At 71.2% G+C, this 16460-nt stretch carries 11 protein-coding genes; 6 read left to right on the top strand and 5 right to left on the bottom strand.

From position 1 onward, the window contains the following. The first annotated feature begins 6 nt into the window (after window positions 1–6). Window positions 7–2682: a DUF5916 domain-containing protein gene (locus tag AC6JA9_RS25705; RefSeq protein ID WP_497957984.1), complete on the top strand. Its 2676-nt coding sequence runs from the start codon at window positions 7–9 to the stop codon at window positions 2680–2682. 13 nt (window positions 2683–2695) lie between these two features. Here AC6JA9_RS25705 and AC6JA9_RS25700 read toward each other — a convergent pair whose 3' ends face one another. The 3 genes from AC6JA9_RS25700 to AC6JA9_RS25690 all read right to left on the bottom strand — a co-directional run bounded on the left by AC6JA9_RS25700 (window position 2696) and on the right by AC6JA9_RS25690 (window position 5365). Continuing rightward, window positions 2696–3172, bottom strand: a complete 477-nt coding sequence (locus AC6JA9_RS25700) for a hypothetical protein (RefSeq protein ID WP_228556886.1) — start codon at window positions 3170–3172, stop codon at window positions 2696–2698. Between the two features lie 204 nt (window positions 3173–3376). Then, window positions 3377–4222, bottom strand: coding sequence for an SDR family oxidoreductase (locus tag AC6JA9_RS25695; protein ID WP_223785124.1), 846 nt, complete (start codon window positions 4220–4222; stop codon window positions 3377–3379). Window positions 4223–4240: 18 nt separating this feature from the next. Beyond that, a complete protein-coding gene (locus AC6JA9_RS25690; RefSeq protein WP_223785125.1) occupies window positions 4241–5365 on the bottom strand; it encodes an NAD(P)-dependent alcohol dehydrogenase in 1125 nt (374 codons plus the stop codon). A gap of 312 nt (window positions 5366–5677) precedes the next feature. Here AC6JA9_RS25690 and AC6JA9_RS25685 point away from each other — a divergent pair, with 312 nt between their 5' ends. Beyond that, on the top strand, window positions 5678–6790 hold the full coding sequence (locus tag AC6JA9_RS25685) for a Gfo/Idh/MocA family protein (protein WP_408890055.1): 1113 nt from the start codon (window positions 5678–5680) through the stop codon (window positions 6788–6790). On the opposite strand, the gene AC6JA9_RS25680 is transcribed toward AC6JA9_RS25685, so the two are convergent. Continuing rightward, window positions 6773–7726 (bottom strand): LysR family transcriptional regulator, encoded by a 954-nt coding sequence (locus AC6JA9_RS25680; protein WP_223747583.1) that lies wholly within the window; start codon window positions 7724–7726, stop codon window positions 6773–6775. The genes AC6JA9_RS25685 and AC6JA9_RS25680 overlap by 18 nt on opposite strands. 104 nt (window positions 7727–7830) lie before the next feature. Here AC6JA9_RS25680 and AC6JA9_RS25675 point away from each other — a divergent pair, with 104 nt between their 5' ends. Further along, a complete protein-coding gene (locus tag AC6JA9_RS25675; RefSeq protein ID WP_223747584.1) occupies window positions 7831–8460 on the top strand; it encodes a glutathione binding-like protein in 630 nt (209 codons plus the stop codon). A gap of 118 nt (window positions 8461–8578) precedes the next feature. Next, window positions 8579–11062 carry a WD40 repeat domain-containing protein gene (locus AC6JA9_RS25670; RefSeq protein ID WP_497957983.1) on the top strand — a complete coding sequence of 828 codons (2484 nt, stop codon included), beginning with the start codon at window positions 8579–8581 and terminating at the stop codon, window positions 11060–11062. A 3-nt stretch (window positions 11063–11065) separates the two neighbouring features. Here AC6JA9_RS25670 and AC6JA9_RS25665 read toward each other — a convergent pair whose 3' ends face one another. Continuing rightward, window positions 11066–11839 carry an AAA family ATPase gene (locus AC6JA9_RS25665; RefSeq protein WP_223785129.1) on the bottom strand — a complete coding sequence of 258 codons (774 nt, stop codon included), beginning with the start codon at window positions 11837–11839 and terminating at the stop codon, window positions 11066–11068. A 303-nt stretch (window positions 11840–12142) separates the two neighbouring features. Between AC6JA9_RS25665 and AC6JA9_RS25660 the strand changes: the two genes are divergently transcribed. Together AC6JA9_RS25660 and AC6JA9_RS25655 are read left to right on the top strand one after the other, a co-directional pair. Next, entirely contained in the window at window positions 12143–15619 is a 3477-nt protein-coding gene (locus AC6JA9_RS25660; RefSeq protein WP_497957982.1) for a response regulator, read from the top strand. A gap of 28 nt (window positions 15620–15647) precedes the next feature. Next, entirely contained in the window at window positions 15648–16457 is an 810-nt protein-coding gene (locus tag AC6JA9_RS25655; protein WP_223747588.1) for a CheR family methyltransferase, read from the top strand. Window positions 16458–16460: the final 3 nt, after the last annotated feature.

The following is a 16460-nucleotide window of genomic DNA, read 5'->3' as shown; positions in this document are numbered from 1 at the left end:
GGACGCGTGGAGGCCCTCGTCGACAGGCGCGGTGCACGCGTGGGCCGGGCACCAGGCTGGCTCGTCCTCCTGCTGCTGGCGTGGGGGCCGTCCGTCCTCGCGCAGGTGCCCACGGTGGAGGTGGAGGGGCGCCGCCTCCAGGCGAGCCGGGTGGACAAGGGGCCCTCGCTGGACGGCGTGCTGGATGACGACGCGTGGAGCAGCGCCGCCTTCACCAGCGACTTCCTCCAGAAGGAGCCCGTGCAGGGCATGCCCGCCTCGGTGAAGACCGAGGTCGCCTTCGTGTACGACGCGGACGCGCTCTACGTGGGCGCGCGCATGTCCAGCCTGGGCCCGGAGGACATCGAGACGGTGATGACCCGGCGGGACGAGAGCGGCTCGGCCGAGCGGCTCATCATCTCCCTGGACACGTACCGCGACAGGCGCACGGCCTACAGCTTCGCCGTCACCGCGGCCGGGGTGCGGGTGGACTGGTACCACCCGGATGACCACGAGTACGTCGTCGACCTGTCCTTCAACCCGGTGTGGGAGGCGCGCACCACGCGGACGGCGGACGGGTGGGTGGCGGAGCTGCGCATCCCCTTCTCGCAGCTGCGCTTCGACGCGGCCGACGAGCAGGTGTGGGGCCTCAACATCCAGCGCGTCATCCCGCGTCGCAACGAGGACGACTTCTGGGTGGTGGTGCCGCGCGACATCACCGGCTGGTCCTCGCGCTTCGGCGAGCTGTCGGGCCTGCGCGGCGTGGCGCCATCGCGTCGCGTCGAGCTGCTGCCGTACGTGACGGGGGACTGGCGCCTGGACTCGGGCGCCAACCCGCGCGAGGGCACGCCCTTCGAGGACCGGCGCGCGTACTCGGCGCGCGTGGGCGTGGACGGCAAGGTGGGGCTGGGGCCCAACCTGAACCTGGACGTGACGGTGAACCCGGACTTCGGGCAGATCGACGCGGACCCGGCCCAGGTCAACCTCACGGACTTCGAGGTGGTGGTCGACGAGCGGCGGCCCTTCTTCACCGAGGGCAGCCAGCTGTTCAACAACAACAACACGAACAACAACGGGCCCGCGTACTTCTACTCGCGGCGCATCGGCGCGGCGCCGCGGCTGCGCGCCAGCGCGGACTACGTGGAGCCCTCGCGGGCGACGCCCATCTGGGGCGCGGCGAAGCTCACCGGGCGCCTGTCGTCGGGGCTGTCGCTGGGCGTGCTGGGAGCCCTCACGGGCGAGGGCTACGCGGACACGTACGACTTCGCGACCCAGGAGCAGGGGCGCGTGAAGGTGGACTCGCGCACGGGCTTCGGCGTGCTGCGCGCGCAGCAGGAGCTGGGCAGGGGCTCGACGGTGGGCGCCACGCTCACCACCGTCCACCGAGACATCGGCGAGGGCGAGGGGCGCACGGGGGAGCTGGCGCGCGAGGCGTACACGGGCGGCGCGGACTTCCGGCTGCGGCTGCGCGACGGCGAGTACATCGTCTCCGGATTCGCGGGCGGCAGCCTGGTGCGAGGCGACCCGGCGGCCATCAGCCGGCTGCAGCGCTCCAGCGCGCGCTACTTCCAGCGGCCGGACCAGACCTACGTCCGGTTGGATCCGGAGGCGCGCTCGATGTCGGGCTACACCGTGGGCGCGAAGGTGGTGCGCCAGAGCGGCGAGCACTGGCTGTGGAACGGCAGCGTGGGCGTGGAGTCCCCGGGCTTCGAGCTCAACGAGCTGGGCCGGCTGAGCACCACGGACGACGTGGACCTGAACCTGGGGCTGTACTACCGCGAGACGAACCCCGGCACGTTCCTGCGCGGCTACAAGGTGGGCCTCCTGACGTACGGCAACTGGAACCACGGCGGCACGCGCACCGTGAACCAGTTCATGCTCAACGGCGAGGTGACCTTCCCCAACTTCTGGGAGGCCAGCCTGCTCGTCACCTACTACCCCCGCGCGTTCTCGGACCAGCTGACGCGCGGCGGTCCGCTGATGCAGACGCCCCAGGGACTGGAGGCGAACCTGCTCCTGAACAACAACGCCTCCGGGACGAACCTGTGGGAGGTGGACGCGCTGGCGTGGACATACGAGGACGGCAGCGGCGGTGGAACCTTGACGGGCACCGTCACCGTGCAGCCCCTGCGCAACCTGCGCCTGTCGGTGGAGCCCGTGGGCTCGCTGTACACGGAGGCCCGTCAGTACATGGCCACGCTGGAGGGCGGCCGGGAGGAGACGTATGCGCGGCGCTACGTCTTCGGCGCGGTGCGACGCCGCGAGCTGGCGCTGCGCTTTCGCGCCAACCTCTTCATCACCCCGGACCTGAGCCTGGAGGCCTACGCGGAGCCGTTCGCGTCCAGCGGTGTCTTCAGCGCGCCCGGTGAGCTGGCCCGGGCGCGGGGACGTCAGCTGCGCAGGTACGGCCAGGACGGCACGTCGCTGTCTCGAGGCGAGAACGGGGACTGGGACGTGACGGACGGCGCGAGCGGCTTCCAGCTGGCCAACCAGGACTTCAACGTCCGCTCCTTCCGCAGCAACGTGGTGCTGCGCTGGGAGTGGCGCCCGGGCAGCACGCTCTACGCGGTGTGGCAGCAGGACCGCTCCGCGGATTCGCTCGGGGGCAACGCGCTGGCGCCCAAGGCGCTGGGCGACGCGCTGCTGAGCCCGGGGGGACACACCTTCGCGCTCAAGCTGTCGTGGTGGTTCCCCGCGGGCTGAGCTTCACGGTGGCTCAGTCGTCGTCATCGTCATCGCCGTCGCCCGCGCCATCCCAGACGCTCCCGGCGGCCGCGGGCGTGGGGATGTCGAAGGTGCACTTCAGCTCGTCTCCACTCGCATAGCGATAGACGAAGTGGCCCTCGGCGTGATCATCCGCCAGCACCTCCACCGTCAACGTGCCGCTCGCGGGGACCCCCGAGCGCTCCGGGTAGCCCGTGCCGCTGCCCCCCGAGTCCGAGCGCGTGGGGCGCCAGCGCTTCACCCCGGAGCCCTCCTCGGGGGCCAGGGCAGCGCCGGTGTTGACGAGCTGCGCGGTGCGAGGGGCGTCGCCCCTGTCGAACGCCGCGCCATCCACGAGCTCGATGTCCACGCCGAAGTCGGAGAGCGTCGCCTGCCCGTCGGGCAGGTAGCTGATGAACAACAACGGGTCGATGACCCCGAAGCGGTCTCGCGTCAGGCGCGAGTACTCGCCGTCGATGGGCCAGTCCACCTGTTCTCCCTGGAGGGTTCCTCGACATTCCCCCCGGGCCTCCCGAGGATCTCCACAGGCCGTGGTAAGCAGGAGCGTGACGACACCCGGAACCGCCGCGCGACGAAGCCATGCGTTCATGCGGCCATCCTACGGGCCTTCGTCACTTTTCCCGCGTGGGTCGCGACCGCCTCCCTCCGTGCCGCGGTGCGTCCCGACGCACGCTCACGGGGGCGACAGCGGCAGGTCCTCAAGCCCCAGGGGAGGGTGGCCCGTGACACGCTCGACGTCGGAGGTGACGGTGGACATCTCCCCGGAGGCGATGGCCGTATAGGTGCTGACCCACGCGTCCACCTGCCACTGGGGCGCGCCGTAGTGGGCGCGCGAGCGGTAGGCCTCGTCGATGCTCTCGGCGTAGTAGCGGATGGGCCTGCCGAGCCTCCGCGTGAGCACCTGGGCGATGTCGTCGAAGCCCAGCGCCGCGGGGCCCGTCAGCGTGAGCGTCTGTCCCCGATGCGGCTCCGGATGGAGCAGCACGGCGGTGGCGACGTCGGCGATGTCCGACTGGGCGACGGCGGCGACGCGCCCGTTGCCCGCGGGTCCCCGGATGATGCCGTCCTCACCGGCCAGCATCGGCAGGAAGTCCAGGTAGAGGCTGTCGCGCAGGACCACCGACGCGAAGCGCTGCTCGCGAAGCTTCTTCTCGGTGGCCCAGTGGTCCCTGGCGAAGGTGAACGTCGCGTGGGGGGCCGCGCCCTGGAACGACGTGTAGACGAGCGTCTGGACGCCCACCGAGGCCGCGGTCTCGATGAAGGCGAAGTGCTCATCGAGCCGCGTGGGGGCCTCCTTCGCGGACACGAAGAGCACCGTCTTGATGCCCTCCAGCGCCCGGGAGAGCGCGGCCCGGTCCTGATACGTCGCGACGCGCACCTCGGCGCCGGGCAGGTGGGGGGCGCGCTTCTCGTCGCGGACGATGAGCCGCTGGGGGACGCCCTTCTCGGCGAGCTGTCGCGCGACGCGCCCGCCCAGCTTGCCCGTGCAACCGGTGACGGCAATCGATGGCTCCGCCATGGACTCTCCTTCGGGGTCTCAGTTCGACTGCGTCATCCGGATGACGGGCTTGAGCGTGTCGCCCTTCTCGGAGTCCTTGGCCGCCTCGTTGATCTGCGTCAGCGGGTAGAACTTCACCAGCTTGTCGAACGGGAACCTGCCCTGCGAGTAGAGGTCGATGAGCTGGGGGATGAAGACGTCCGGCACGCTGTCGCCCTCGACGATGCCCCGGATGCTCTTGCCGGGCACCATCAGGTCATTCACGTCGAAGCTCGCGGTGGTGCCCATGGGGGGCGCGCCCACGACGCCGCACGTGCCCAGGATGTCGAGCGCGTCCACGGCCTGCCGCAGCACCTTGGGGTGGCCGGTGGACTCGAGCGTGAAGTCCACGCCCTTGCCGCCGGTGACGCGGCGGATGAACTCCACCGCGTCCTCGTCCTGGCCGTTCACCGCGTGCGTGGCGCCCAGCTCCAGCGCGAGCTTGAGCCGGTGGGGCCTGGTGTCCACGGCGATGAGGGTGGTGGCGCCCGCGAGCCTCGCGGCCATGATGGCGGAGAGGCCCACCGCGCCGGAGCCGAACGCCGCGAACGAACGTCCCGCGGTGACCTTCATCGAGTTGAGCACCGCGCCCGCGCCGGTGGAGATGCCGCAGCCGAGCGGTCCGAGCAGCTCCAGCGGCACGTCCTTGCGCACCTTGACGATGTTGCGCTCGGTGGCGATGGCCAGCGTGCCGAAGGAGGACTGACCGAAGAAGTGGTCGTGCAGCGGCTTGCCCTCCTTCTGCGTGGCGGTGGAGCCGTCGATGCGCCCGCCGCCCATGTTGCGCGCGAAGAACTCGCGGCAGTAGGCCGGGTGCCCGGACTGGCACAGGTCGCACTTGCCGCAGAAGGTGAAGGCCATGACGACGTGGTCGCCCGGCACCACCTTGGTCACCCGGCTGCCCACGCGCTCGACGATGCCCGCGCCCTCGTGTCCGAGCACCGCGGGCAGGGGCACCGGGTAGTACTGGTCCCGGACGATCATGTCCGTGTGACACATGCCGGTGGCGACCATGCGGACGAGCACCTCGTCGGCCTGGGGCGCGTCGATGGTGACGTCCTCGAGTTGGAAGGGACCGCCCTTCTTCCAGACGACCGCGGCCCTGGCCTGGGTTTGCTCGCTCATGGACTTCGTCCTCCGTCGCTTTCGGTACCCGCCAACGGTACGGATGGCCCGGAGGGCGGGGGAACCTGCCCTGTGCCTCGAAGGGAGCGCGGGCAGGCCCGCCCGTGCCCGCCCGCCGGGACGGACGAGCCTCCAGGCATGCGCCGGGTGCCTCCTTCTCCCAGACGCGGAGGCGCGCACCTGGGCAGCGCGGTTCGTTTCCTCGAACCCTGTCGCTCGCCCTGCACGCGTGCGGGCCCGCCGCCGTGCCTGCGGGGGTTGTGACGCACGGCCCGGGCGCCCAGCGTGACGCGCAGAGGAGGACGTGTGTCCATGGCCCGACAAGGTGAGCGGCGAATCCGGTATGCGGTGGTGGGAGCGGGCAACCTGGCCCAGGTGGCCATCCTCCCGGCGTTCCAGAACGCGAAGGACAACTCGGAGCTGGTGGCCATCTTCTCCTCGGACCGGGAGAAGCGCGCGGCCTTGAAGAAGCAGTACGGCGTGGAGTGCGCCGGCTACGAGGACTTCGAGCAGGTGTGCCGCGATGCGCGCGTGGACGCCGCCTACATCGTCCTGCCCAACACGATGCACCGCGAGTTCACCGAGCGCGCCGCGCGGGTGGGCGTGCACGTGCTGTGCGAGAAGCCGATGGCGACGACGGTGGAGGACTGCGAGGCGATGATTCGCGTCGCGGACGAGAACGACGTCCGGCTGATGATTGCCTACCGGCTCCACTTCGAGGAGGCGAACCTGCGCGCCATCGAGCTGGTGCGCGCGGGCACGCTGGGCGAGCCGTCGCTCTTCTCCGCGGTGATGACGCAGCAGGCGCGGCCGGGGGACATCCGCACGCGCCAGGAGGTGGGCGGCGGGGCGCTGCTCGACGAGGGGCCCTATCCCATCAACGCCGCGCGCTACCTCTTCGGCGCCGAGCCCACGGAAGTCGTCTGCTTCACGCAGGAGGACCCGGACGCGCGCTTCGAGGGCGTGGACGGCACGGCGCTCGCGCTGCTGCGCTTCTCCGGCGGGCGGCTGGCGCAGTTCGCCATCAGCCACGCCGCGTCGGAGGTCTCCAGCTACCGCGTGGTCGGCTCCAAGGGGGATCTGCGCGTGGAGCCGGGCTTCGGCTACGGCACCGAGCGCAAGCACTTCCTCACCGTGGACGGGAAGACAAAGGAGCGGAGCTTCGCGGACCAGGACCAGTTCGCTCCGGAGCTGCTCTACTTCTCGCGGTGCATCCTGGAGGGGCGTGAGCCGGAGCCGTCGGGCTGGGAGGGGCTGGCGGACGTGCGGGTGGTCGTCGCGCTCCAGGAGTCGGCGCGCACGGGGCGCGCGGTGAAGCTGCCGCCCTTCGAGCGTCGCGAGCGGCCGTCCATCGACCAGCTCATCACCCGTCCGGCCCTCACGCCGCCCGAGCCGGTGAACGCGCCGTCACCCACGCTGGAGTGACACGTCCAGCTCCGCGACCCGCTGGGGGGCCAGCCCGAGCAGCGCCTTGCCGAGGCGCGCGGCGGCGTCCCCTGCCTCCCTCCGCCAGGCGATGCGCCACGGCCGCTCCAGGGGCCCGGTGTCCAGCCGCCGCAGGACCAGGTCGCCGCGCGCGAGGTGGGGCGCGACGATCCACTCCGACAGCACCGCGACGCCGAGCCCCGCCCGCGCCAGGTCCAGCAGGGCCTCCGTGAGCGGGATGCGCTCGACGCGCAGGCGCGGGCGCTCCCGGCCGAAGATCTGGTTCACGAACCAGACGTCCTGCGCCCTGGGGGTGTGCGACGTCAGCAGGGTGTGGGCCTTGAGGTCCTCGGCGGTGAACGTCTTTCGCGCCGCCAGGGGATGGGACGGCGCGACCACGAAGACCAGCTCGTCGTGGAAGAGCGGGCGCACCTCGAAGGTGGAGGAGCGGCGCAGCGGGGAGTTGGTGAGCAGCGCCACGTCGATGTCGCCCGCCTCGAGCGCGGGGAGCGGGGACAGCGTGTGCTCCACCGCCAGGTCCACCGTGAGCCGGGGGATGGAGCGGCGCAGCTCCATCAGCAGGGACGGCAGCCAGTGATAGGCCGTGTAGCACTCGCACACCAGCCGCAGGCGGACGGGCGGCGTGGCGGGGGTGCGCACCTCGCGCTCCAGCTCTCCCAGCTCGACCAGCAGCTTGCCGGCCCCGGCGACGAGCCGGCGCCCCGCGTCCGTGAGCACGAGCCCGCGCGGCGTGCGGTCGAACAGGGAGGCCCCCAGCTTGTCCTCCGCGGAGAGCAGGGCGCGGCTGACGGCGGGCTGGGTGAGGTGGAGCAGGGACGCGGCCTGCGCCGTCGTGCCGGCCGAGGCCAGCGCCATCACCACCCGCAGGTCCTTGATGTCCAGGCGGGTGCTCGGAGGCGGAGCGATGTCATCCATGCATCGAGCCTATGCCAAGGATGCGTTGGACGCATAGGGTGGGGAGGGGCAGAGTCACGGGCGTTCCCGAGGGGCATCCAGCCCCGCCTCGTGGAGGTATGCCCATGCAGCTGTATTTCCTGCCGATGTCCTGCTCGCTCGCGACCCGGATCTCCCTCTACGAGGCCGGCGCGGACGTCCGCTTCATCCCGGTGGACCGCAAGACGAAGCAGACCGCGGAGGGACAGGACTATCGCGAGGTCCATCCGCTGGCGCTCGTCCCGGCGCTGCGCAAGGAGGATGGGGCGCTGCTCTTCGAGAGCACCGCCATCCTCCAGTACATCGCCCACCGCTGGCCGGAGGCGAAGCTGGCCCCGGTGGACCCGCAGGGCCGGGAGCAGCTCCACCGCTGGCTGTCCTTCATCGCCACGGAGCTGCACAAGGTGGTGTTCGCGCCCGTGTTCGACCTGCACTCACCGAACGCCGTGAAGGAGTATGCGCTGGCGAAGGCGCCCGCGAGGCTCGACGTCGTGGAGCAGCACCTGTCGGGTCGCGAGTTCCTCCTCGACGCCTTCAGCGTGGCGGATGCCTATCTCTTCGTCGTCCTCAACTGGTGTGGCGCCACGCCGCTGGACCTGAAGAAGTGGCCCGCGCTGAGCGCCTACGTGGCGAGGCTGCGCGAGCGCCCGAACTTCGCCAGGGCGGTGAAGGAGGAGTGGGCCCTCTATTCGGAGCGCAAGGCCGCGCAAACGTAGCCGCGGGGGGCAATCCAGTCCCCGCCGCCGGGACGACAGGCTTTGACAAGGGCGGGGTCTGGGATTAGGGATGGGCGCAACGCGCATCTGGGGGGCCGGGACGCGCGAGTGAGAGCCCATGACTTCTCGTCCCGTGTCCCTGTGCGTCGTGCTGCTGCTGGTCTCGTGGCTCGGCGCCTGTTCCTCCGGTGGACAGCCGCCCACCCCCAATCCCTCCCGTGCCCCCGGGGTGGCCCGGCTCCAGCTCGACACGGTGGTGGTGGAGCCCGGCGCGCCGACGCCCATGCACTGCACCGCGTCCGACCCGGATGGCGACGCCGTGACGTATGTCTTCGACTGGGGCGGTACGACGAGCCTGGTCACCTCTCCGGAGGTCCCGAGCGGCACGACGTCCGGCGTGGTCGCGACCTTCGAGCGGGAAGGGACGTTCCAGGTCCGCTGCCGCGCGGTGGACGCCCATGGCACCGCGGGCGAGTGGTCTGCCGCGGTGGCGCTGACCGTCCGGGACGCCTCGCCGGCGGGCACCTGGGAGCTGCGGGTCCGCGTCGTGGGGAAGGGGCGCGTGACGAGCACTCCGGTGGGAATCGACTGCTCGGAGGCGTGCGACGCGCGCTTCGCCACCGGGACGCGCATGACGGTGGAGGCCGAGCCCGCCGAGGGGTGGCGCCTGCTGGAGATGAAGCCCTGCCAGGGCGCGGCGCGAAGCTGCGAGGTGGTCATCGACGGCGACCGCTTCGTGACCGCGCTCTTCGCGCCGGAGACCGACGCGACGCTGTCCTGGCAGCGCTCGGGCGCGCGCCTGCCCGGGTCGCCGCAGTGGAGCCCCGACGGGACGCGGCTCACCGCGTTGGAGGGGACCTCGAGCGGCGGGCCGCTGCGCATCTGGGACGCGCGGAGCGGCGCGGTGACGCGGATGATCTTCGCGCCGGCCGACGCGCGCTTCGTCGGGCTCGCGTGGAAGCCGGAGGGCAACACGCTGGCCGCGGGGCTGTCGACGGGCCGCGTGGTCCTGCTGGACGCGGTGACGGGCGCCACGCTGCGCACGTGGGCCGTCCAGGGCGGGGCCGTGGAGGCGCTCGCGTGGAGCCCGGATGGCGCGCGCCTGGCCACGGCGACGAACGCGAGCAAGGAGGTCCATGTCTGGGACGCCGCCACCGGTGAGCGCGAGGGCGCGCCCCTGACGGCGGTGGACCGCGTGCGTGCGCTGACGTGGAGCCCGGATGGCTCACGGCTCGCGATGGAGGCGGGCCGGTGGGGCGGCGCCTTCTCGCAGTGGGTGGAGTTCCACGGCGTGGGGACGCGGACGCTCGAGGAGCTCTTGGAGATCCCCGGCGGCTTCGCGTGGAGTCCGGACGGGACGCGCTTCGCGGTGGGCTTCGAGGGCGAGGTCCGGGTCTACCTCACCGCGGGCTACCTCCTGGAGTCCACGTACAAGGGCGACTGGAGCCGGGCGACGCTGGTGGAGTGGAGCGCGAACGGGCGCTGGCTCGCGGTGGGCGACCCGATGCGCAAGCTGTTCGTGCTGGACGCGGCCACGGGCGCCGTGCTCGTGGATGCCAGCCAGACGCCGCCGACGGGCACCGCCACGGGCTACGACGCGCTGAGCTTCCATCCCACCGAGCCTCGCTTCGCGGTAGTGGATGACCTGCCCACGTCGGTCCTCGATGTCTTCACCCTGGAGCTGGACAAGGCGACGGTGGTCCGAAGCGAGCTGCTCGCGCACGACCTGTCGGTGGAGAATGTGGCGTGGAGTCCGACGGGCGCGATGCTCGCGTCCAGCGGGGGCGAGGGAAAGGTCCAGCTGTGGGGGCCCGGCGGTGAGTGGTTGCGGACGCTCACCCGCCCCGGCGGGAAGCGGGTGCGGGCGCTCGCCTGGAGCGCGGATGGAACGCGACTGGCGTCGGGAGGCGATGACGGCCTCGTGCATCTCTGGAACGCGGCGGACGGGACGCACGCGCAGCTCCCCATCACCCAGTCACCGGCGACGCTGGCCATCGACCACGTCGGCCTGAGCCCGGATGGAACCCTGCTGGCCACGGCGGCGAGCTCGCCGGGTCTGCCCACCGAGCGGGGTGTCATCCGCGTCTTCCGTGTCGGCACGGGCGCGGAGGTGTTCCGCTTCCCGGAGGGCGAGCGGCGAGTCCTGTCGCTGCAGTGGACGCCCCAGGGCCAGCTGGTCGCCACCTTCGTGGACGTGGGCTGGTCCATCTGGAACCCCACCACCCGCGAGGTGTCGACCGTCCCGGCGCATGGCGCGGACCTGTTCCTCGCCGCGGCGCTGAGCCCGGATGGGACGCGGCTCGTGTTGGGCAACAACGTCGGCCTGTTCGTGCGCGAGGTCGCCACGGGCAGCCTCGTCATGTCGGCGACCACCTCCGTCTGGCCGCTGTCGCTCACGTGGAGTCCGGACGGGCGCCGCTTCGTGGGAGGGTCCCTGGCTGGACAGGTCCTGGTCTGGGACACGGCCCGGTTCGAGAGCCCCGCCGAAGTCATCGGCTTCCACGAGAGGGGCGTCGCCGCCGTGTCGTGGCGCTCCGCGGAGGACCTCATCGCCACGGGCGGTGGTGACGTGGCCGTGCGGGTGTGGCGCTTCGTGCCGTGAGCCTCACCGGGGCCTGAGCGAGGCGTCCGGGGGGAGCTCGAGCCGCGAGCTCCCGTCATGCGTCGTCACACGGAGGACCTCCCGGGGGTCGAACGCCTCGGCCAGCGACTCCGACGCCGTGCACAGCAGCACCTGGGCATGGCGCGAGGTCTCTCGCACGCGCTGGACGGTGTCCCAGATGGCGGCGGGCGGCGGGTCCGCGTCGGGGGCCTGGAAGAGCACCAGCGTCCCCACGTCCTGGGGCGTCCGGCCCTCCACTCGCACCCCCCGCAGGAAGCACCGCATCTCCCACAGCACGCTCTCCAGGACGTTGCCCACGTACCAGCGCTCCAGGTCGTCGGTGCTCGTGCCCGCGGGGGGATCTCTCGACGGCTCCTGGGGGGCCAGCTCCGCCAGCGAGGACTCCTCGCGAGGCGCGTCCAGGTCCGGGTCCACCAGCAGCGCGGACAACCCGACGAGCAGGTCCGCCAGCTCCCAGCACACCCGCCACGTGTCCGTGCCCGTCCGCCGCAGCTCGACGCCGTAGTCGTCCGTCCGCAGGCCCAGCTGCAACCGGATGGACTCCCCCCCGGGCGCGGCCGGTGAGCCGCCTGCCTCCCTCAAGTGCCGCTGGAGCTGTCCCTCGGCCAGGGCCCGCAGCAGCTCGAACAGGTGGACGAAGTCGCGCGTCGCCGTCCCCTCGGTGTCCACCAGGACACAGATGGCGCCTGGGCGCAGCTCGACCTCCCGCAGGGAGCGGAAGCCCGAGACTCGGAGGCGGGTGAGGTCCGTCGGCATGCCCGCAGCCTATTCCAGCCGTCCGGATGCGGGAGATCCCTGATGCGGACCGGGACCGCGAGCATCGAAAGGGCGGCACTCCGGGTCGAGGTCCGCGCTCAACGTACGAAAGCCGACATCGTGCGCGAGGCGGAGGTGCGGGCCGTCGTCGGAGCCATGTTACGGGAGGCTTCCGCGTGTGGTCCCCCGCTGCCGGACGCGCTCTCCCATGACAGGTGTTCTCCCGTGCTGTGTGCGCGGACCTCGGGTCCGTCGGATGGTTTCCCAGGAGGGACAGTCCTCCTCTCGTGGAGGGCGTGAGTCATGACTCCGCCTGCCCCGGACGGCTCGCGCTCGAGGGCCACGCGCTTCGGCCCGCTGCTGCCCACCGCCACCCTGGCGGGCTTCATCGTCGCGGCGCTCGCCATCTTCGTCATCGCCATCCTGTCGTACCGCTCGCTCGAGTCCCACGCGGACGCGGCGGCGCTGGTGCGCCACACGATGGAAGTGGTCGAGCGGATGAAGACGCTCCTGTCCACGCTGAAGGACGCGGAGACGGGCCAGCGCGGCTTCCTGCTCACGGGGGACCGCACGTACCTGGAGCCCTACACCAGCGCCAGCCGCGCCGTCTCCGAGCAGCTCGTGGGCATCCGCGAGAGCGTGTCCGACAACGCCGCGCAGGTGCAGCGGGTGGACGCCTTGAGGCCGCTCGTCGAGGCGAAGCTGGCCGAGCTGCAGGCCACCATTGATTTGAAGACGGGTGGGCAGGGGGAGATAGCCCTCGTGCGCGTGCGCTCGAACGAGGGCATCGAGCTGATGAACCGCATCCGCGTCCTCGTGGACCAGATGGAGAACGAGGAGCGGCGGCTGCTCGCGGACCGCACGACGGCGTTCCAGGCCTCGGCGACGCTGTCGCTGGTCATCAGCTGGCTGGGCGCCGCGGTGCTGCTGTCCCTGATGGGCATCTCCGCGTACATGACGTCCCGCGACTACCGCGCCCGCTCCATCCAGGGCTGGATGCAGCAGGGGCAGACGCTGCTGGCCGCGCGGATGCAAGGGGGGCCGGGGCTGGAGCAGCTGGGCGACCAGGTGCTCCAGTTCCTGGCCACGTACCTGGACGCGCACGTGGGCGCCATCTACCTGGCGGACGGGCTGGACCACTTCCACCGCTTCGCGGGCTACGCGCTGCCCGCCTCCTTCCCAGAAGGGGACTCGCGGCTGCGCCCCGGCGAGGGCCTGGTGGGGCAGGCGCTGAAGGAGAACCGCACCTTCCACGTGAAGGACGTCCCGGAGGGCTACCTGCCCATCAACTCGAGCCTGGGGCAGGGGCGGCCGAGGCACCTGGTGGTGTTCCCCACGCAGGTGGACGGCAAGGTGAACGCGGTGGTGGAGCTGGGCTTCCTGCACGCGGTGCACCCCTCGGACCTGGAGCTGCTCCAGCGGGTGGCGGAGCCCATCGCCATGGCGGTGCGCTCGGCCAATGACCGCACGCGCCTGGAGCAGCTGCTGGAGGAGACGCGGCGTCAGTCCGAGGAGCTGCAGGCCCAGCAGGAGGAGCTGCGCGCGTCCAACGAGGAGATCGAGGAGCAGAGCCGCGTGCTGCGCGACTCGCAGGGCCGGCTGGAGCAGCAGCAGGCGGAGCTGGAGCAGACCAACGTGCAGCTGGAGACGCAGACGCGCCTGTTGGAGCGCCAGCGCGACTCGCTCACGAAGGCGCAGGCGGAGCTGACGCAGAAGGCCACGGAGCTGGAGCGCACCAGCCGCTACAAGTCCGAGTTCCTGGCGAACATGAGCCACGAGCTGCGCACGCCGCTCAACAGCTCGCTCATCCTGGCCAAGCTGCTGGCGGACAACAAGACGGGCAACCTCACCGAGGAGCAGGTGAAGTTCGCGCAGACCATCAGCTCCGCGGGCAATGATTTGCTCGCGCTCATCAACGACATCCTGGACCTGTCGAGAATCGAGGCGGGCAAGGTGGAGGTGGTGCCCGAGGTCTTCAGCCTGCCGCGCTTCGTGGAGGGGCTGGGGCGCTCGTTCCAGGTGCTGGCCCAGGAGAAGAAGATTGGCTTCTCCACGCGCGTGGACCCCGGGTGCGCCGAGTCGCTGGAGACGGACCCGCAGCGGCTGGGGCAGGTGGTGCGCAACCTGCTCGCCAACGCGCTGAAGTTCACCGAGCGGGGCGAGGTGTCGCTGCGCGTGTCGCCGGCGGGGCCGGGGCGGGTGTCGTTCGCGGTGCGCGACACCGGCATCGGCATCCCCGCGCACCTGCAGGGCCTCATCTTCGAGGCCTTCCGACAGGCTGACGGCAGCACACACCGCAAGTACGGCGGCTCGGGGCTGGGGCTGTCCATCTCCAGGGACCTGGCGCGGCTGTTGGGCGGCGACGTCACGGTGGTGAGCGAGGCGGGGCGGGGGAGCACCTTCACCGTCACGGTGCCGGTGGTGCTCGCCACGTCGGGCACGGGCGCCAGGCCCGCGGCATCCGCCGAGCCCTCGTCCACGCAGTGGGTGGCCAACGCGGTGGCCCAGCTGCCGGCCCCGTCGGAGACGGACGGCGTCTCGGGGCTGAGCGCGCCCATCGAGGATGACCGCGAGCGGCACACGCCCGGCGCGCGCCTCATCCTGGTGGTCGAGGACGACGTGCGCTTCGCGGAGATTCTGAGGGACCTGTCCCGGGAGCTGGGCTTCCTGTGCGTCGCCACGGACCGGGGCGGGGCGGCCTTCGACGCGGCCGTCGCATACCAGCCGAGCGCCATCCTCCTGGACATGAACCTGCCGGACCAGTCCGGGTTGATGGTGCTGGACCACCTCAAGCGCGACCCGAGGACGCGGCACATCCCCGTGCACGTCATCTCCGTCACGGACGCCTCGCGCGAGGCGCTGGAGCGCGGCGCGGTGGGCTACGCGCTCAAGCCCGTCAAGCGCGAGCAGCTCATGGAGGCGGTGCGCAAGCTGGAGACGCGCCTGTCGCCGGGCGTGCAGCGCGTGCTGGTGGTGGAGGACGACGCCCGCCAGCGCGAGAGCATCGAGAAGCTGCTGGAGAGCGAGGACGTGCGCATCGACAGCGTCGCCACCGCGGCGGAGGCGCTGGAGCGGCTCCAGCAGAACACCTTCGGCTGCATGGTGATGGACCTGAACCTGCCGGACCTGAGCGGCTACGAGCTGCTCGAGCAGATGGCGGAGCTGGAGACCGTGTCGTTCCCGCCCGTCATCGTCTACACGGGCCGCTCGCTCACCCGCGAGGAGGAGCAGCGCCTGCGCCGCTACTCCAAGTCCATCATCATCAAGGGCGCGCGCTCGCCCGAGCGGCTGGTGGACGAGGTGACGCTGTTCCTGCACCAGGTGGAGTCGAAGCTGCCGCCGGACCGGCAGCGGATGCTCCAGGTCGCCCGCGACAGGGAGGCGGCGCTGGACGGACGGCGCATCCTGGTGGTGGAGGACGACGTGCGGAACATCTTCGCGCTCTCCAGCGTGCTGGAGCCCCGGGGCGCGAAGGTGGAGATCGCCCGCAACGGCCGCGAGGCCCTGGAGCGGCTGGCGGACAGCCTGGCGCAGACGACGCAGGGCGTGGACCTGGTGCTGATGGACATCATGATGCCGGAGATGGATGGCATCACCGCGATGCGCGAGATCCGCAAGCGCGCCGAGTGGCAGAAGCTGCCCATCATCGCGCTCACGGCGAAGGCCATGCGCGACGACCAGGAGAAGTGCCTGGCGGCGGGCGCGAACGACTACATCGCCAAGCCGCTGGACGTGGAGAAGCTGCTGTCGCTCATCCGCGTCTGGATGCCCAAGGCCTAGGCCGGGCCTGCTTCCGCGCATGGACTCCATGGCCCAGGACATCGAGCTGAGGCTCCTGCTCGATGCCATCTATCTGAAGTACCACTACGACTTCCGTCGCTACGCCACCGTGTCGCTGCAGCGGCGGCTGGTGCTCGCGGCGGAGAACTTCGGTTGCAAGACGCTCTCCCAGCTCCAGGACCGGCTGCTGCACGAGCCGCTCGTCTTCCCGGCGCTGCTGGACTACCTCACCGTGCAGGTGAGCGAGATGTTCCGCGACCCCTCGTACTTCCGCGCGGTGCGCGAGTCCGTGGTGCCGATGCTGCGGACCTATCCGTCGCTGAAGCTGTGGGTCGCGGGCTGCTCCACCGGCGAGGAGGTCTACTCGCTGGCCATCCTGCTGAAGGAGGAGGGCCTGTTGGAGCGCACGCTCATCTACGCGACGGACATCAACCCCGGCGCGCTCCAGAAGGCGGAGGCGGGGGTGTATCCGGTGGACCGCATCGCCACCTTCACCCAGAACCACGTGGCGTCCGGCGCGCGAAGCTCCCTGTCGGACTACTACACGGCGGCGTACGGCAACGCCGTGTTCGACCGCTCGCTCAAGAAGCATGTCGTCTTCTCGGACCACAGCCTCGCGACCGACAGCGTGTTCGCCGAGGTCCAGTTCCTGTCGTGTCGCAATGTGCTCATCTACTTCGACCGCGAGCTGCAGGAGCGCGCGCTGGGGCTGTTCAAGGACTCCCTGTGCCGCAAGGGCTTCCTGGGCCTGGGCGCCCGCGAGTCCATTCGCTTCTCCCAACACGAGTCGGCGTTCTCGGTGGTGTCCCGGGACGACCGCATCTTCCAGAAGGGGTGACCG

The sequence above is a fragment of the Myxococcus sp. MH1 genome (assembly GCF_059738865.1).
Note: the sequence above shows the minus strand (reverse complement) of the source record. Positions and strands in the feature narration are given on the sequence as shown.